Annotated in this window: 15 protein-coding genes; 8 read left to right on the top strand and 7 right to left on the bottom strand. The window is 45.7% G+C overall.

Annotation, left to right across the window (positions count from 1 at the left end):
* Positions 1–91 precede the first annotated feature (91 nt).
* From R7035_RS01440 to R7035_RS01410, 7 genes are all read left to right on the top strand, one after another.
* Positions 92–1,348, top strand: a complete 1,257-nt coding sequence (locus tag R7035_RS01440) for an NAD(P)/FAD-dependent oxidoreductase (RefSeq protein ID WP_262652058.1) — start codon at positions 92–94, stop codon at positions 1,346–1,348.
* A gap of 124 nt (positions 1,349–1,472) precedes the next feature.
* Positions 1,473–2,546 carry a polyamine ABC transporter substrate-binding protein gene (locus R7035_RS01435; protein ID WP_017633955.1) on the top strand — a complete coding sequence of 358 codons (1,074 nt, stop codon included), beginning with the start codon at positions 1,473–1,475 and terminating at the stop codon, positions 2,544–2,546.
* 87 nt (positions 2,547–2,633) lie between these two features.
* Complete coding sequence (locus R7035_RS01430; RefSeq protein WP_193837471.1) at positions 2,634–3,608, top strand: ornithine cyclodeaminase family protein; 975 nt, start codon at positions 2,634–2,636, stop codon at positions 3,606–3,608.
* A 56-nt stretch (positions 3,609–3,664) separates the two neighbouring features.
* Positions 3,665–4,579 carry a dihydrodipicolinate synthase family protein gene (locus R7035_RS01425; protein WP_033905160.1) on the top strand — a complete coding sequence of 305 codons (915 nt, stop codon included), beginning with the start codon at positions 3,665–3,667 and terminating at the stop codon, positions 4,577–4,579.
* A gap of 73 nt (positions 4,580–4,652) precedes the next feature.
* Entirely contained in the window at positions 4,653–5,774 is a 1,122-nt protein-coding gene (locus R7035_RS01420) for an ABC transporter ATP-binding protein (RefSeq protein ID WP_054574076.1), read from the top strand.
* On the top strand, positions 5,771–7,051 hold the full coding sequence (locus R7035_RS01415) for an ABC transporter permease (protein WP_054577900.1): 1,281 nt from the start codon (positions 5,771–5,773) through the stop codon (positions 7,049–7,051). Before R7035_RS01420 ends, R7035_RS01415 begins: the two co-directional genes overlap by 4 nt.
* A gap of 2 nt (positions 7,052–7,053) precedes the next feature.
* Entirely contained in the window at positions 7,054–7,902 is an 849-nt protein-coding gene (locus tag R7035_RS01410) for an ABC transporter permease (protein WP_006741629.1), read from the top strand.
* Positions 7,903–8,022: 120 nt separating this feature from the next.
* Here R7035_RS01410 and R7035_RS01405 read toward each other — a convergent pair whose 3' ends face one another.
* On the bottom strand, positions 8,023–8,457 hold the full coding sequence (locus R7035_RS01405) for a hypothetical protein (RefSeq protein ID WP_042521922.1): 435 nt from the start codon (positions 8,455–8,457) through the stop codon (positions 8,023–8,025).
* Positions 8,458–8,759: 302 nt separating this feature from the next.
* Here R7035_RS01405 and R7035_RS01400 point away from each other — a divergent pair, with 302 nt between their 5' ends.
* Positions 8,760–11,204, top strand: coding sequence for a collagenase (locus R7035_RS01400; RefSeq protein WP_318145936.1), 2,445 nt, complete (start codon positions 8,760–8,762; stop codon positions 11,202–11,204).
* A gap of 160 nt (positions 11,205–11,364) precedes the next feature.
* On the opposite strand, the gene R7035_RS01395 is transcribed toward R7035_RS01400, so the two are convergent.
* From R7035_RS01395 to R7035_RS01370, 6 genes are all read right to left on the bottom strand, one after another.
* On the bottom strand, positions 11,365–13,161 hold the full coding sequence (locus R7035_RS01395) for an aminopeptidase P family protein (RefSeq protein WP_053350405.1): 1,797 nt from the start codon (positions 13,159–13,161) through the stop codon (positions 11,365–11,367).
* Positions 13,161–14,153 carry an ABC transporter ATP-binding protein gene (locus tag R7035_RS01390; protein ID WP_017633963.1) on the bottom strand — a complete coding sequence of 331 codons (993 nt, stop codon included), beginning with the start codon at positions 14,151–14,153 and terminating at the stop codon, positions 13,161–13,163. Before R7035_RS01390 ends, R7035_RS01395 begins: the two co-directional genes overlap by 1 nt.
* A 9-nt stretch (positions 14,154–14,162) precedes the next feature.
* On the bottom strand, positions 14,163–15,146 hold the full coding sequence (locus R7035_RS01385) for an ABC transporter ATP-binding protein (RefSeq protein WP_017820901.1): 984 nt from the start codon (positions 15,144–15,146) through the stop codon (positions 14,163–14,165).
* Positions 15,147–15,156: 10 nt separating this feature from the next.
* Positions 15,157–16,089, bottom strand: coding sequence for an ABC transporter permease subunit (locus R7035_RS01380; protein ID WP_318145935.1), 933 nt, complete (start codon positions 16,087–16,089; stop codon positions 15,157–15,159).
* Between the two features lie 9 nt (positions 16,090–16,098).
* Entirely contained in the window at positions 16,099–17,019 is a 921-nt protein-coding gene (gene oppB / locus R7035_RS01375) for an oligopeptide ABC transporter permease OppB (RefSeq protein ID WP_005377838.1), read from the bottom strand.
* Between the two features lie 144 nt (positions 17,020–17,163).
* The gene (locus R7035_RS01370) at positions 17,164–18,774 is read right to left on the bottom strand and encodes a peptide ABC transporter substrate-binding protein (protein ID WP_318145934.1); all 1,611 of its coding nucleotides are present in this window, start codon (positions 18,772–18,774) and stop codon (positions 17,164–17,166) included.
* Positions 18,775–18,896: the final 122 nt, after the last annotated feature.

Below are 18,896 nucleotides of genomic sequence, written 5' to 3'. Positions count from 1 at the left end.
AAAATGGTTGAATTAAACAATAGTGATGTTAACGTAATGTAAAATATATTGTATACAATCTACGTTTTCAAGTGTGACTCGGAGCATATTTATGTTGGTCAAGGATGAAACTAAAAAGGAAAGGATCGCTGTGATAGGTGCGGGGATTATTGGCTTATCAATTGGCTTGAAATTGCAGCAGCAAGGTTATCAAGTCACGATTTTTGATCCCAATGGCGTGGGGAATGGATGCTCTAAGGGAAATGCAGGCCATATCGCGACTGAGCAAATCTTCCCTCTTGCAACGCCAGCGCTGCTTCCACAATTACCTAAAATGCTGCTAGATCCCAAAAGTCCGGTTTCGATCCGTTGGCAAGATATTCCAAACACAATCGGGTGGATGATTCGTTTTCTATTACAAACCAAGCCATCAGCCGCGGAGCGGGCAAAAAACGCGATTAAGAGTCTTAACGAGCGGTCAGTGGCAAGTTGGCGTGGCGTGCTTGATTCAATCGGAAAAGCGCATCTAATAAAAATGAATGGTTCATTGCTCACTTTTGAAAACGAGAAACTGTTTCAGAATTATCAAAGCACGCTTAACTCACTGGCTAAAAACGGTGTGGCGTATCAAGTTTGGACACAAGAGGCGATTCGAGAGCGAATACCTGATCTCAGCCATAAGGTTCGTATCGGAGTCTTTTTTCCCGAAACCGGTCATACGCTAGACCCTTATCAGCTCTGTGCTGAGCTAAGTGAAGCTTTTGAAGTTCTTGGCGGTAAGGTTTTACAAAAAGGTGTATCTGCGTTGGCGAAAAATGGCGATGTGCTGGTTGAGTCTCAAACACATTCATTTGACCGAATCATTGTTGCCGCTGGTGTACATTCTAAGCCTTTGATACGGCAACTAACCGGAGTCAAAGTGCCTATTCAAGCCGAGCGTGGTTATCACCTAATGGTGGATGACAAGCGTGATGTACTGCCATTTCCTATTAGCTCTGCCGATAGAAAATTCATCATGACTCCGATGTCAGGTGGGCTACGCTTGGCAGGCACTGTGGAGTATGCCGATGTAGAATCACCACCCAATATGAAACGTTCAGAAATGCTTTTTCAGTTAGGTGATGAGATGTTTGAATCGGGGTTACATTCACTCAAGCAAGGAGAAAAGTGGATGGGTAATCGGCCTTCAACAGTCGACTCGTTACCGGTTATTGATAGCATTTGGGATGGAAATGTATTACTGGCATTTGGCCACCAACACCTTGGATTAACTCAAGCGGCGATTACGGCAGATCTCCTTTTAGAGCTTATCGAAGGAAAGCCGACATCGATTGATCTTTCACCTTTTTCATTACAACGATTTGCCTGAAAAATTTAATATTAAATATTGTATAAAATATATTAAATGCTAATTTTAACTTAATTTTAACAAAAACTGGTATCCAACAGCCGTACTCGGATGCCTCCAGAAAAACAACCAAAAGGAGTAAAACATGTCACGAATGACCAAAGCACCATTGGCGCTGTTGATCTCAGGAATGCTGTTGGGGACCTCTGCTTATGCTGAAGACAAATTGACGGTCGTATCTTGGGGTGGTGCATTCACCAAGAGCCAAGTGGAGGCATATCATAAGCCTTTCATTAAAAAAACAGGTGTTGAGATCGTATCCGAGGATTTCAGCGGCGGATTAGCCGAAATTAAAGCACAGGTGGAAGCGAACAATGTGCGCTGGGATTTGGTTTCTCTCGACAAGCCGGACATTGTTCGTGGTTGTGCAGAAGGGCTATTAGAACCAGTGAGCCCAAGTATTTTGCCTCCGGGCGCAGATGGAACACCAGCACAAGAGGATTTTATTGATGGTGCGATTCACGAATGCGCAATCAATACCATCGTTGTGTCCACTGTATTAGCGGTGAACGAAGACGCGTTTAAAGGTAAGGCTTTGCCAAGCAAGTTGACCGATCTTTTTGACCTAAAAACTTTTCCAGGTCGACGTGCATTGCAAAAACAACCTCAGGGCAATCTTGAGTGGGCACTATTGGCTGATGGTGTAAAGCCAGAAGAGGTCTACAGCCTGCTCGAAACCGAAGCGGGGCGTGAGCGTGCTTTTGCTAAGTTGGATACGATCAAATCAGAAGTACTGTGGTGGACAACAGGTGCCCAGCCACCTCAAATGCTTGCAGACAAAGAAGTGGTGATCGCCTCGGCGTTTAACGGCCGAATCCACAATGCCCGTAAAGATGAAGGTCAACCATTTCGGATTATATGGGACCGTCAAATGGGTTACATGAATGGATGGGCGATACCTAAAGGGAGTGAGAACACAAAGCTTGCATTGGACTTTATTGCTTTTTCTTCAGGAACAAAACCATTAGCTGATCAAGCTAAGTACGTTGCCTATGGGCCTACGCGTAAGTCGTCTTCGGCGGAGGTGAACCCAGACATTTTAGCGAACCTTCCTACCGCACCTCAAAACTTCCAAACCGCCTTCCTGATTAACGATGAATGGTGGTCAGACTACGCGGATGAACTCAATGAAGAGTTCAACACCTGGCTGCTTAACTAGGCGTTAATTTTTGTATGGGGCCGAGTTTTCATCCATAAGCGAGGTTCCGTACTTTTCCTCAACTGTATTTATGTTTTCGGAGAAATGATGAAAGTCATCGAAGCACAGCAAGTCGCGCAATGTTTAACAATGAAGTCTCTTATTGAAACGATGCGTGAAATGTACTCGCGGCCAGCAACAATACCTCAACGCCGAGTCATGCCCTTAGAAGAGGGAGAATACGAGGCGTTTGCGCTACTTCCTGCTTGGAACCAGGAGTTAATTGCGGTGAAAGCCTTTACGTATTTCCCGCATAACCCCGAGCAAGGAAAAGATACGCTTGCATCTAAGCTGCTTGTTTTTAGACGAAACGATGGTGAGCCGCTCGCACTCGTGGACGGTAAAGTTTTAACGTTTTGGCGCACCGCCGCAGCTTCTGCGTTGGCAGCGGACTATTTGGCGCGTCCCGGTGCTGATCGTCTGTTGATCTGCGGAACGGGCAATCTTGCGCCTTATTTTGCGTGGGCATACGCTGCGGTTCGCCCACTTAAGCAGGTTTATATTTGGGGGCGTAACTCAGACAAAGCCGAGGCGACGGTAGATGCCATTGTGTCATCTTCAGAGTATCAATCGCTTCCTGATGAGCGTCGGTTCCGTGTTTCAGTCGTAGAAAAAGTGGACCACGTTATCAAACACGTTGACATCATCAGCTGTATTACCGCATCAGCAGAGCCTTTGTTTAATGGCGCAGACGTGCTGCAGGGCACCCATATTGATTTGGTCGGTAATCATGATTTGGACAAGCGTGAATGCGACTCTAAAGCAGTGCAACGAGCACAGGTGTATGTTGATAGCCGTATTAATGTATTAGCCGAAGCGGGCGATCTTCTCATTCCAATTCAAGAGGGCGTGTTCACTTCAGACGATATCAAAGGGGAATTACCGCAGCTTTGCGCCCAACAAATCTCAGGACGTCAAAACGATGAGGTCATTACTTTATACAAATCAGTTGGCAGTGCTTTGGCTGATTTGGCCGCTGTAAAGGCGGTGTTGTTAGAAAATGGCATAGATAGCCATGTCTGAGCATTTTCGCTCGTTCATTTAAATTGCATACAATATACATATAAGGAAGGTAGTTCATGAAAATTGATTGGAAAGGTGTTTATCCGGCGGTCAGTACGCAATTCCGTCAAGATCAGTCAATCGACTTAGACGCAACGCAAACTGTTATAGATAACCAAATTAAAGATGGTGTGAATGGCATTATCTGCTTGGGTACTGTCGGTGAGAACTGTGCGTTGTACCCGGAGGAGAAACGCCAGGTCTTGCAAGCGGCAAAAGAAGTCGTAAATGGCCGTGTGCCTTTGATTGCTGGTACAGCAGAGTCTATTACCACAGCAGCTGTTGATTACATGCAGGATGCGCACAAAATTGGTATCGATGGTTGTATGGTGATGCCTGCCATGGTTTACCGCACGTCTGAGAGCGAAACGTTCGAATATTACCGCACGCTAGCAGAAGCAACGCCAGAAATGCCAATCATGATTTACAACAACCCGGTTGCTTATGGTGTCGATGTAAACCTCGATATTATGGCGAAACTGGCTGAGTTTGAAAGTATTGTAGCTATCAAAGAGTCGACCACTGATACTCGTCGTATCACTGAGCTTTACAATAAATTTGATGACCGCTTTACCGTGTTCAGTGGTGTTGATGACATCGCTCTTGAATCATTGATGCTAGGTGCGACCGGCTGGATTTCTGGTTTAACCAACGCATTCCCAGAAGAATCCGTCGCGATTTATAAACTGGCAAGCCAAGGTCGTTATGCTGAAGCGTTAGAGATCTACCGTTGGTTCTTACCCCTATTGCGTTTAGACACCATTCCTACGCTGGTTCAGTGCATAAAATTGGCCGAGCAAGTCTGCGGACGTGGCTCTGAACAAGTTCGTGCGCCACGCCAACTCTTACAAGGTGAAGAGCGTCAACAAGTCATTCAAATGGTTGAACATGCGTTAGAAACCCGCTTAGACCTATCCAAATACAATCTGTAATTGTGCTGTTTAGTAGAGCGTTAACTGACGCTCTACTCATTCGTAATATTCAAAAAATGAGAAGAGGGAAGTCATGAGCACGGAAAACAAGGACTATGTCAGCTTTCAACACGTTAAGAAAACCTACGATGGCACTAATTTGGTGGTGAAAGACTTCAACTTAGATATTACTCCTGGAGAGTTCGTTACTATGTTGGGGCCGTCAGGATCGGGCAAGACCACTTGCTTGATGATGCTAGCAGGCTTTGAAACTGCGACCGGTGGAGACATTTATATCGATGGCGTTCCTGTCAATCATCTCGCGCCGCACAAGCGCGATATTGGTATGGTGTTTCAAAACTATGCGTTGTTTCCACATATGACCATTGCTGAGAATCTTGCGTTTCCTTTAAAGGTGCGAAAACTCGACAGTGACACGATTCAAAGCAAAGTTCAGAGTGTATTAGAAATGGTCGAGCTTGAGCATGTTGCGACTCGATACCCGAAGCAGTTATCAGGTGGTCAACAACAGCGTGTTGCGTTAGCGCGAGCATTAGTGTTTGAGCCTAAACTCGTGTTGATGGATGAACCACTAGGCGCGTTAGATAAGCAGCTGCGTGAGCAAATGCAGATGGAAATTAAACATTTGCATGAAAAGCTTGGCATTACCATTTTGTATGTGACGCACGATCAAGACGAAGCTCTCACTATGTCCGACCGTATTGCGGTTTTTAATCACGGCGAAGTGCAACAACTCGCGACACCAACCGAGCTTTATGAATCTCCGAGTAATACGTTTGTTGCGCAGTTTATCGGAGAAAACAACCAACTCTCAGGTTTAGTCAAAGAGTGGGACGGAAAGTATTGCCAAGTGCTCGTTGGGAAAGAGTTATTTACTGCGAAACCTGTCAGAGTCTCTGAGCAAGGGCAGAGAACAACACTTTCCATTCGACCAGAAAAGATTGTTATTCAACCAGAGAAAGCGTCTTGTGAGAACCAAGTCTCGGGCGTCCTACGAGAATTGATTTATCACGGTGATCATTATCGTCTGGTCGTCGAAGTAGAGAGCGTTGGTCACTTCATCGTTAAAGTACCTAACGATAATCGTAAACACTTGCAGTTAACGCCTGGCTCAATTTGTCGTATTGGTTGGCAAAGTGACGATTGCCATGCTCTTGATGGGACACAAACTCAAAGTAGCGAGGTAGCAGCATGAGTCGAGAGCTAACCGCATTAGATTCTGTATTGGAAATCGAACGCCAAGTTCATGAGCAAGAAACCAATTTGAAAGCGCAGTTGCAAAAGGCCGAGCGCCGAAAAAAGCTTCGCTCCATTATGCTCACAACGCCATTGGTGTGTTTTATTCTGCTTACGTTTGCTTTTCCTATCCTCGACATGCTTTATCGAAGCGTGGATAACCGAGAAATATCCCTGTCACTACCACAAACTATTCAAGCCTTAGAAAGTTGGGATTATCAAGGTCAGCCTCATCAAGAAGTCATTGAGGCATTCTCTGTTGAAGTACTTGCGCTTTATCAAAGCAAAGAGCTGCCGAAAATAGCCAACCGGATGAATATTGAAGAGTCTGGTATGCGCAGTTTACTCATGAAAACCGGCAGAAAGTTGTCTCGTTTGACGTCGCTGCCGAGCTCGGTGACACAGCTAGCTAAGCTGGATAAGCGTTGGGCTAATCCTAAATATTGGGCGGCGTTTAAGAATCTTAGTGGCGCATTAACATTCAGTCACTATCTTGCAGCGCTAGACTTGCAAGTGAATGAGTTTGGAGACATTGAACCCCAACCAGAAAAACGCCAAATATACGTCGACCTTTTCTTTAAAACTTTTTGGATGTCTATTTCAATCACCTTAATTTGTTTGGTGATGGCGTACCCCGTTGCTTACCTGCTTGCCAATTTACCTGATAAGCGCGCGAACTTACTTTTAATCATTGTGCTGCTGCCATTTTGGACATCATTATTAGTCAGAACCACGTCTTGGATTGTTCTGCTGCAAAACCAAGGGGTCATTAATGATCTCCTTATTTGGTCGGGTTTTACTTCTGAGCGAATTCAGATGATTCACAATACCTTCGGAACGGTGGTGTCTATGGTGCACATTCTGTTGCCTTTTATGATCCTGCCTCTGTATAGCGTAATGAAAGGAATTAGCCCAACTTATTTCCGTGCCGCTCGTTCTCTAGGCGCGACGCCTTTCATTGCGTTCATCAAAGTTTATATGCCGCTTACGTTACCGGGGATAGGTGCGGGGGCCTTGCTTACTTTCATTCTTTCTATTGGCTTCTACATTACGCCCGCTTTGGTTGGTGGAAGAAGCGGACAGATGATCTCCAATATGATTGCCTATCATATGCAGACATCACTGAACTGGGGGATGGCTGGCGCATTGGGTGGACTGCTTTTGTTCGTTGTACTGGTTCTGTTTTATATGTTCAACCGTGTGGTTGGCATTAACAACCTTAAGGTAGGGGGATAACCATGGCATTACCAAACTATGCATCAAAAGTAGAGCGAGTTGCTTACGCAGGTTACTTAGCTTTTTGTGGGGTGGTGCTGTTCTTTTTAATCGCTCCAATTCTGACCATCATCCCGTTATCGTTTAATGCAACGCCTTACTTTACTTTTACCGAGGGGATGTTAAACCTTGACTCGGCAGCGTATTCTACTCGCTGGTATCAAGAAATGTTTACTAGTGATCAGTGGCTGTTGGCGCTGAAAAACAGCACGTTTATTGCTTTTATGGCGACACTCGTTGCAACAGGGCTAGGAACTCTGGCGGCGTTGGGTTTAGCAAGTAGTAACTTGCCTTTTCGCAATACGATTATGGCGCTGTTGATCTCACCCATGATCGTACCAGTCATTATCTCTGCTGCTGCGATGTACTTTTTCTACACACGCCTTGGCTTATCACAAACTTATTTAGGCGTCATTTTGGCACACGCTGCGTTAGGTACGCCTTTTGTCGTCATTACCGTTACTGCGACGTTAAGCGGCTTTGACCATAGCTTGGTAAAAGCGGCGGCTAGCTTAGGAGCAAACCCTGTTTATACTTTCAGACACATTACCTTTCCTCTGATTCGTCCGGGGATGATTTCTGGCGGCTTGTTTGCTTTTGGCACTTCGTTCGACGAGGTTGTGGTGGCGTTATTCCTGACTGGGGCAGAACAAAAAACCGTTCCTAGGCAGATGTGGTCAGGAATTCGAGAGCAAATCAGTCCGACTATATTGGCGGTCGCTACGTTGCTGATTTTTATGTCGGTGTGTTTGCTCGTGACTTTAGAAGTTCTACGTAGGCGTAATGTACGCATTCGAGGCATTCAAGAATAACCAAACTTTTTCTTTGTTGCTCGCTACGCACTTTTGTTTAGGTGCTCCTCAATTTTTGACCAAATGCGCCTCATTGTAGGCGCTTGTCTTTTGTGTTTATCATCAGCGATGACTGACATGTCACTCCTGTAGATTAATGCCAGCCTGCTCGAAACGTGCCAAAGGCGACTTGTTTGATCGCTGATACCAACTAGCTGGCATGTTTGGTTTAAGTCGGGCTTTCTCTTCCTTGCTAATCACAACATAGTGCAAAAACGCATTAAGTGTGGTTACCATCACGTTAAACGTCATTTCCCCATCTTTGCTGATGGATTTCAATAACCCAACGACGGTTTCCTCAGAGACTAACGGTTCAACCACCGCCTTTTTTCGCTCTTTTATTGAGGTTGAAGCGGGCAGTCTTGCACGTGCCGTCTCCCAACAAACTTTGTTGGTTTTACTGACAAGGTTGTGCTTGTAGCAGTAGTAACTGAATAAAAAGCGTGGCAGGTTTTGCCAGCGTTCGGCTTGGACTTCTAACCAAAGATGTTGTAGCTCAATATCAGCGTCGGTCATAGGAGTTGTTTAGCAAAAAGAAAAGAAACCATTTTATCGCTTTTGTGAGGAGCAATAAAAGATATTTGAATGGAAAGATAAACAACTAGTTGATCAATATTACTAAAGCAAATCGATTTCTGGCAAGCTCGTGCAACGGCAACTCGAGTACCAAAAACTGACACCGTCACGTTCAGTTGTTAACAAAATGTTTCATCTTGTCTTGCGAGTAGATTATATGGAGATGCTCTTGCAGTAATAAGGGCAGTGGCGATGCAAAAGACGTAATGCATTTAAGGAAAACTCAATATAGAAGAAATTAGATGGAACTGAAGACTTTGAGTGTCGCGATTGCGACAACATTAACCAGCACTGGCGTATTTGCGTTAAGCGAGCCAGTTTCTCAAGTTACAGAGCAACATGCACATTCGGCTCATACACACGGTGTTGAATCCAATCGAGTTGAATACCAACCAACCGCAACTCTCCCTATTCAGCCCTCCAAGGCAACTCGAGTACAGTCACTTGAAAGCCTTGATGAGTCGAGCACTGCTTGTGATTTGGAAGCATTGGTTACCGAAAGCAGTAACCAATTGATCAGCGAAATTTTAAGTCAGGGCGCGACGTGCGTGAACCAGTTATTCTCTGCTGAAAGTCGGATTCAGGAGTCGGTATTTAGCTCCGATCATATGTACAACATTGCGAAGCGCACTACGACATTGGCGAAGGGGTATACAGGTGGCGGGAGCGATGAACTCGAAACGTTTTTCTTATACTTGCGCGCGGGTTATTACGCCGAGTTTTACAATGACAACATCTCATTTATTGAATGGGTTACCCCAGCGGTGAAAGAATCCGTGGATGCGTTTGTTAATAACGCAAACTTCTATGAGAACAGCGACCGTCACGGCAAAGTGCTTAGTGAAGTCATCATCACTATGGATAGTGCGGGCTTGCAGCACGCGTACTTACCGCAAGTGACCCAGTGGCTTACACGTTGGAATGATCAATACGCCCAGCACTGGTATATGCGCAATGCAGTTAACGGTGTTTTCACTATTTTGTTTGGTGGGCAGTGGAACGAGCAATTTGTGCAAATAATTGGCAACCAAACGGACCTTGCCAAAGCTTTAGGCGATTTTGCTCTGAGGGCATCATCAATCGGTGCTGAAGATGAGTTCATGGCCGCGAATGCGGGGCGAGAGCTCGGGCGTTTGACCAAGTATACGGGTAACGCGAGTTCTGTTGTGAAGAGTCAGCTGAGTCGAATCTTTGAACAGTATGAAATGTATGGTCGGGGTGACGCGGTTTGGCTTGCGGCGGCGGACACTGCCTCATATTACGCAGATTGTAGTGAGTTCGGAATTTGTAATTTCGAAACTGAGCTAAAAGGCTTAGTGCTATCGCAAACTTATACTTGTAGTCCAACAATTCGAATATTGTCCCAGAATATGACGCAAGAGCAACACGCGGCCGCATGTTCTAAAATGGGTTACGAAGAGGGTTACTTTCATCAGTCATTAGAAACTGGTGAACAGCCAGTAAAAGATGACCACAATACTCAGCTCCAAGTCAATATCTTCGATTCAAGCACCGATTATGGTAAGTACGCAGGGCCAATTTTCGATATTAGTACTGACAATGGCGGTATGTACTTGGAAGGCGATCCTTCCCAGCCGGGGAATATTCCCAACTTTATTGCTTATGAAGCCTCTTATGCGAACGCGGATCACTTTGTCTGGAACTTAGAGCACGAATACGTGCATTACTTAGATGGTCGATTTGATCTCTATGGAGGGTTTAGTCATCCAACTGAAAAAATAGTGTGGTTGAGTGAAGGCATTGCAGAGTATGTCGCTCAAGAAAATGACAACCAAGCAGCACTTGAGACGATTTTAGACGGCTCGACATATACCTTAAGTGAGATTTTCGAGACTACTTATGATGGGTTTGATGTCGATCGAATTTATCGTTGGGGGTACTTAGCTGTACGTTTTATGTTTGAAAATCATAAAGATGACGTAAACCAAATGCTGGTGGAAACACGCCAAGGGAATTGGAGCAATTACAAAGCAACGATCACCCAATGGGCGAATTTATATCAAAGTGAGTTTGAGCAGTGGCAGCAAGCCCTTGTCTCAAATGGTGCACCTAATGCAGTCATAACCGCAAACAACAAGGGGAAAGTCGGTGAAAGCATTACATTTAGCAGTGAAAACAGTACAGACCCAAACGGGAAGATCGTCAGCGTCTTATGGGACTTCGGTGATGGCTCGACAAGTACACAAACCAAGCCGACGCACCAATATGGGAGTGAAGGGGAGTATTCGGTCAGTCTAAGTGTGACAGACAGTGAAGGCTTGACGGCAACCGCCACTCATAGTGTTGTTATCTCAACGTTGGGCGGTAATGACACATTGCCACAAGACTGCGCGGTGCAAAGTAAAGTAAGCGGTGGGCGCCTAACAGCAGGAGAGCCCGTTTGCTTGGCAAATCAACAAACCATTTGGCTAAGCGTGCCAGCGGTGAATGAGAGCTCAAATCTGGCGATAACGACGGGGAACGGTATGGGCAACCTAAAGCTTGAATACAGTAACTCTGGTTGGCCGGATGGTGCTAATCTTCACGGGTGGTCAGATAATATTGGTAATGGAGAGTGTATTACGTTGTCAAATCAGAGTAACTACTGGGGCTACGTTAAAGTCTCTGGTGACTTTGAGAATGCCGCCATCGTCGTTGATTTTGATGCTCAGAAGTGTCGTCAGTAGGGCATTTTAACTGCATCATTTTAATTTAATTGATCGCCTCGCTAACATTGCGGGGCGTTTTTGTTTTTCACGCCGTTATCTCTATAAAAAAACCAGCCCGAAGGCTGGCAAACAAGGAGTTTGAGATGAAAATGAAAACGTTATAAAGCTTGCTGATATCCTATTTCTCAATAAGTTGGGTTGTGCGTTGAAGCCAGTTTTTATCTTGCGTATCAAGAAAAGGGCTAAGTGCTTGATAGACTCGTGAATGGTAATGATTGAGCCAGTCTAGCTCTGCTTGATCTAGCATTGATAAATCAAGGGCGTTGGTCGCAATTGGAGCAAGAGTGATGGTCTCAAAACCGTAAAACGTGCCGAACTCATTTTGTTCTACTTCTACAACTTTAAGAATGTTCTCTATTCTTACCCCGTACTCACCTTCGCGATAAACGCCTGGCTCATTAGTAATGACCATACCCGGTTTTAGTTCAACCTCGTGGTGGCTTTGCGAGAAATTTTGTGGGCCTTCGTGAACATTCAAGCAAACGCCCACGCCGTGTCCAGTGCCGCACTTGTAATCAATACCATGTTGCCATAAGACGCCACGCGCCATGATATCAAGATTGGCACCCGTAGAGCCTTTCATGAATCGAGTCTGAGTCAGTCGGATGACCGCTTTGAGCACCAAGGTATAATCTTTGCGCTGCTTAATGGTCGGTGACCCGAAGTGGAAAGTACGGGTGATGTCTGTTGTCCCGCCAAGGTATTGGCCACCAGAATCGACGAGAAAGAAGTTGCTTTCATTGACTGCCGCATTGCTTTCTTCATCGGCGGCATAATGCATTTTTGCCCCGTGAGCTGCGAAGCCTGCGATAGTGCGGAAACTGTCACTCACATAATGTCGGGTTTGACGGCGATAGTGATTCAGTTGTGCCTCAGCAGACAATTCTGTAACGAGTCCGCTTGGAACTTGCTCTTCGAGCCAGTTCATAAACCTTACGATTGCCACACCATCATCTGTTAATGCCTGTTCTAGGCTAGTTAGCTCGGTCGCATTTTTTATGGCCTTCATTGCCGTTACAGGGCAAGCCATTGGCTTTAGATTCACATTCCCTTCAATCGAACTCACCAATAAGCTGTCTGTGTGGGTCGGGTTAAAAGCGAGCGATAATCCCTCACATTGCTGATTCAAATACTGACTTACGTAGTTGTAATGGCGAATGTGTACACTCTGATCGGTCAGCGCTCTTTCAACGTCTTGAGGCAGTTTGGCTTTATCAATAAACAGTGTCGCAAGTGATTGCTCTACGACTAGATAGGCTTCAGAAACTGGGCAGTAATTCGTATCACCACCTCGAATATTCATTGTCCACATGACATCATCTAGCGTTGACACTAATAAGCTATCTACTTGGTTCTCGGTTAACCAAGAACGGATTCTCGCTAACTTATTTTCAGTGTCAACGCCAGCAAAAGCGGTGGGGTGCTCGAATACGGGTGCACTTGGGCGAGGTGGTCTTTCAAGCCAAATCGGTGTGAGTAAATCCAGGTCGAGAATGATCTTAATGTTTTTCGCTTCAAAGGTTTGTTTGAGGCCTTGATAAAAAGCGTAACTGATGGCGCGCCCGTCAACCGCGATAATACTGTTTTCTGGTAGCGTGGTAGCCAGCCATTTGGCAACTGTCGGCGTTTCTGGTTGTTTGGCTTTAAACAGTTCAAGTCCTGTGCCGTGTAACTGTTCTTCAGCTTGAATATAGTAACGACCATCAGTCCACAGGCCACCACCTTGTTGGGTAATGACGACATCGCCTGCTGAGCCGGTAAAACCTGAAATCCAGCTTCGCGCTAACCAATGATCCGCTGAGTATTCACTGTTATGTGGGTCATTGTTGGTCACGATATATGCAGACACGTTGTGAAAGGACATTGCCTCACGCAATAACGTAAGGCGTTGGTTTACTGAGTTAGTATTGTTCATTAAATGGTTCCTAAAGTCATATTTGAGCAATAGATATGATGCTGCTCCGAGCCTGTTTTTATTGGGTTCTGTTGCCCGCATACTTCTGTTGCTTCTGGGCATCGAGTACGAAAAACGCAACCGCTCGGTGGGTTAAGTGGAGAAGGAAGATCGCCGGGCAATAGTTGTATTTCACGGTCACGTGCTAATTGCGGATTAGCTATCGGGACAGCAGATAACAGTGCTTTGGTGTAGGGGTGTTGAGCATCATCAAATACTTGATCGTAACGTCCTACTTCCATAGGTTTACCAAGATACATCACCATAACGCGGTCGCTGATATGGCGCACCACGCTTAAGTCATGCGCAATCATCACCAGTGTTAACCCCATTTCTTGTTTAAGATCATCTAGAAGATTGATGACCTGAGCTTGTATGGAGACATCTAGTGCACTAACGGGTTCATCACACACGACCAAATCTGGATTGAGAATTAATGCTCTGGCAATGCCCACACGCTGGCATTGACCTCCGGAAAATTCATGTGGATAGCGGTTTCGCTGGCTCGCCAAGAGACCCACTTTATCCATCATAGCGATGACACGCTTTTCTACCTCTGCCCGTTTAAGCTTTGGCTCGTGGGTGAGCAGTGGTTCGGCGATGCATTCTGAGATGGTTAACCTCGGATTCAAACAAGCGGATGGGTCTTGAAACACCATCTGAAATTCTCTGCGTCGAGAGGAAAGCTCTTTTTTACTAAACCCGAGCATGTCTTGACCTTTCCAAGTCAACTCGCCATGTGTAGGTTCAATTAAGCGAAGTAAGGCGCGAGCAAGTGTTGATTTTCCGCAGCCTGATTCCCCCACAATGCCAAGTGTCTCACCTCGGTAAACATCTAAGTCGATACCATTGACCGCTTTCACGATTTTACGTCGACTTGGAATAAGATGACGTGAAACAGGAAAGTGGACGTTTAAATCACGAGCAGACATGAGGACTTCTTTTTTATTCATAACGCCTCCTTAAGCTTTTATTTGAATGGGAGTGATAACACTGGGTGCTTTAACGTGACAGGCAATGGACTGGCTCGTGTTTAATGGAGAAAACCGTGGGGTTTCGTATTGGCAACGCGTCTCTCGATGCTCGCACCGCTCTTTAAACGGACACCCTTGATGGTTAATCAACGCACTTGGTGGGTTACCTGGGATGGTTGGTAAACGCGGCATATCTTCAGTGATGGAAGGAATCGCCTTTAGCAGGCCTTGAGTGTAGGGGTGCGCAGGTTGAGCGAACAATGTCTCGGTATCTGATTGCTCCATTTTTTGACCACCATACATGACCAATACGCGATCACACATCTCGGCGACGACGCCCATATCGTGAGTGATCAGTAAAATAGCCGTATTGAACTCTTGTTGTAAGTCTCGTAATAGCGTCAAAATTTGAGCTTGAACGGTTACATCTAACGCGGTGGTTGGTTCGTCTGCAATTAACAACTCGGGCTTACACAACAAGGCCATCGCTATCATGATTCGCTGACGCATTCCGCCAGATAATTCGTGAGGGTATTGATTCATCCTAGTTTCGGGAGAGGGAATACGCACCGCATCCAACATGTGAATCGATTCAATTTTTGCTTGTTTTCGGGTCATTCCTTTATGAATCATGAGAACTTCACAAAGCTGTTTGCCAATTTTCATAAATGGGTTGAGTGACGTCATCGGATCTTGAAAGATCATTCCGATTTTCTCTGCACGGATGCGGTTGAGCTGCTTTTTAGACATCGCGAGTAAATCATCACCGTGGAACATTGCGCTTCCAGACACGGCGCCGTTATCCGCGGTTAACCCCATTAATGCGAAAACAGACTGGCTTTTTCCCGAACCTGATTCCCCAACAATCCCAAGAGTTTCGCCCGCTTTAATCGAGTAGGAGAGATTACTGACCGCTTGCACTTGCCCATCTGGCGTATCGAAGCGCACGTTCATGTTTTCAATAGATAGCATGGGTTTGTCCTTATCGGTCTTTCGGGTCAAGAGCATCACACAAGCCATCGCCGATGAAGTTAAAACAAAAGAGGGTGGCAACTAAAAACAGAGAGGGAAAAAGCAGCATCCACAATGCAACGTCAATCGTTTTTGCGCCTTCGGAAATTAGGATTCCCCAGCTCGTGTCTGGTGGTTGAACACCAAGCCCTAAGAAGCTCAAAAACGATTCGAACATAATGAATCCTGGTACCATTAAGGAGGAATAAACCATCACGATCCCAAGAACATTAGGCAGAACATGGCGTCGGACAATTGTCAATTTAGAAACCCCAATAGAGTGTGCGGCTTCGATGAACTCTCGCTTTTTTAGACCGAAGGTGACGCCACGTACAACACGGGCAATGCCCAGCCAAGATACCATTCCGATCACGATAAAAATCAGGTAGATGTTGTTGCCAAAAAGGGTAACAAACAGGATAACCATAAACATAAATGGCACCGAATCGAGCACCTCAATAATGCGCATCATTACGCTATCGACAACGCCGCCAAGATAGCCGGAAATACTTCCCCAAATCGTACCAATAACAACGGCGACTAAGGCGCCAACAAAACCTACCAAAATAGAGAGCCTGCCACCTTGCATCGTGCGAGCGAAAACATCTTGCCCGAGATCATCGGTACCAAAGTAATGACCACTGCTCAGTGAAGGTTTTCCTAGCTCGTATGGATCGATGAGCACTTCCCAGTCAATTTCATCATGGCCAAAAGCGGCAAGAGAGGGGCCGAAGGTGATGCATAAGGTAATGAACGCCAAAACATACACTGATGTCATCGCGGCTCTGTTTTTACGAAATCGAGTCCATGCATCCTGCCAAAGACTGCGACCTTCGACGGCTTCAATATTGTCGACGACTTGATCTTGAAGAGCTTGTGTATCCAGTTTTTTGATCGTTAACATGCCGTACTCCTAAACGCGTATACGAGGGTCGATAATCGTATATAGCAAGTCGACCACAAGGTTAAAGAAGATAGTGAGTGAAGCGACAATCAGAGTAATGCCCATTACTAGGCCGTAGTCGCGGTTGAGAGCACCAGACACAAAGTGTTGTCCCATGCCACCTGTACCAAAGAAAATGTCGATAATCACCGAGCCTGTCACAACAGACACAAACGCAGGGCCGAGCATCGCAACGACGGGAATAAGGGATGGTCGCAAAGCATGATGGAATAAAATGTAGGTTGTGGACAAACCTTTGGCCTTTGCCGTTCGAATGTATGGTTGGTTGAGTGTTTCAATCATTGCGCCACGCATGACGCGTGCAATACTCGCAATGGAGCCAATCGCCAGGCTGAGCACGGGAAGAACAAGAAAAGCCAGCTTTCCTCCTTCCCAACCACCAGCAGGGAACCAGCCGAGCTGAATGGCGAAGATCATGACTAAAACTGGAGCAAGCACGAAAGCCGGAACCACAACTCCAGTCATCGAAAGTGTCATCAGGCCGTAATCTAGGCGGCTATTTCGGTTCAATGCCGCAATGGTGCCAAGCAACATGCCAAGTGGAACGGAAATGCAAAAGGAGAGTACGCCTAATACTGCTGAAACTGGCCATGATTGTGCGACGAGCTGTGTAACACTGAAGTCTTGATAAACGAAGCTCGGACCGAGATCTCCTTGTATGAAATTACCAATGTAAATCCAAAACTGAGTAAGGAAGGGCTGGTCCAAATGGAATTTTGCTTCGATATTCGCACGTACCACCTCTGGCATAGGCCGTTCCATATCAAATGGCCCACCTGGTGCAATGTGCATCAGCCAAAATGATACGAGTGCGATGAATAGAAGCGTGGGGATAGCGATAGCTAATCGCTTAACAATGTACCAAATCATGATCCATCATCCTTTGGTCATCCGAAATCACTTCGAACGGTTATGAATAAAAAATGGTCTGAGCTCAGGTTGCCTTCTCCACCGAGAGATATGAGGAACGGCAAGTAAACATTGAACTTGCCGACTCAGACCGAAAACATGCTTTTAGTGGGCTTTTACATAGACATTCTTGCGGTAGTACGACGACTCAGGGTTTGTCAGTTCGTAGCCGCCCACGTAAGGCTTGATGAGGTATTGATCGTTACCCGGACGATAAATAGGAATAATGGCCATGTCTTCAATCAGCATGCTTTCTGCTTGTAGATACAGTTCTGATGGGTTGCTCATGGTCTTTGAGCGAGCCATTAACTCGTCGTATTGCGGGTTGTTATAACGAGAATCGTTGTACTCGCCATTAGAAACAAAGATATCTAACCACGTAGAGGCTTCATTGTAGTCGGCTGTCCAGCCGCCGCGAGTAATGTCGGTCGGCTCTTTAAGTGCGTAGAACACTTTCGGTTCTAGCTGTTTTATCGTGACTTGCGCACCCAATCGGCTTTTCCACATGCCTGCCATGGTGGTTGCCATTTTTACGTCCATCGAGAAAGTTGGTACGGTAAACGTTAACTTAAGCGGATTGCTTTTATCGTATCCAGCTTCTGACAGTAATTGCTGCGCTTTTTCGATACGTTTATGGCGGTTCCAAGTTGCGAACTCAGGAGTGTGAGATTTAAAACCATCTGTTTGAGGTGGCACAAGGGTATACATTGGAACCCCACCGTTTCTCAAAATAGCACTCGTTAACAGTTGACGGTCAATGGCATATGAGAGGGCTTTACGAACCCGCACGTCTTTTGTTGGCCCTTGTTGAGTGTTGAGGTAATAGAATGTGGAGCCAAGAGACGCACTGGTGCTTGCCACTTCTTGTGGGCGTTGTTGAATTAACTTTTTCTTCTGAGCGGCAGGAATGGAAACCGCTTGGTCTATCTCACCAGCTAGGTAGCGGTTTAGCACTACGTTTGCATCACCAATTGGTAGCCAGGTGACTTTTTCCAGCACTACATTGCTTGCGTCCCAATAATGTGGATTTTTAACCATCACCAGTTTTTCGTTAACTTTCCATTCAGAGACAGTAAACGCACCATTTGTAACTATATGTTCTGGCTGGGTCCAACGGTTGCCATGTTTTTCAATGGTCGCTTTATGAACGGGGGCAAGCACTGGATGACTTAATAGTTTCGTAAAGAAGGGAATAGGCTCTTCTAGTGTTACCTGGAACGTTTTTTCATCCAGCGCCTTCACGCCCAAAGACTCGGGTGCGGCGTCGCCCTTCATAATCGCTTGCGAGTTTTCGATATTTGGAATGGCCGCAAACCAAGCGTATGGTGAAGCAGTGCTTGGATTCAGTAAGCGTTGCCAGCTGTAGACAAAATCTTGTGCAGTGACCGTTTCGCCATTTGACCATTTTGCATCACGTAAGTGGAAGGTATAAACCGTATTGTTGTCATTGACTGACCAAGACTCAGCAACACCAGGAATGGTTTTACCTTGCTTATCTTGAATGACCAGACCTTCAAACAGGTCTCGACCGAGATTAAAAGCGGGCTCTGCGGCTTGCTTGGCTGGGTCAATAGAAGTAACTTTAGCTCCATTGTTTAGCGTAATTTCTTGTATCTCATCGAGGGTCACACCTGCGGGATGCGGTGCGGCATAGCTTGATGTTGCCAGTATTGGACTCATCATCGACGCTAATAAAAGCAACTTAGGTAATTTCATCCTTGTCTCACTCTTTTCATCCTGAAAGATGTCAAAAATGTATATTGTATAAATTGTCTACACAATCGAGTTTTAACATTACTGTAACAGGGGGTCAGGTGTTGAGCTGTCTGGTCTCAAAA

Origin of the sequence: Vibrio sp. 1731 (assembly GCF_033339955.1) — a bacterium.
Lineage (GTDB): Bacteria > Pseudomonadota > Gammaproteobacteria > Enterobacterales > Vibrionaceae > Vibrio > Vibrio alginolyticus.
Note: the sequence above shows the minus strand (reverse complement) of the source record. Positions and strands in the feature narration are given on the sequence as shown.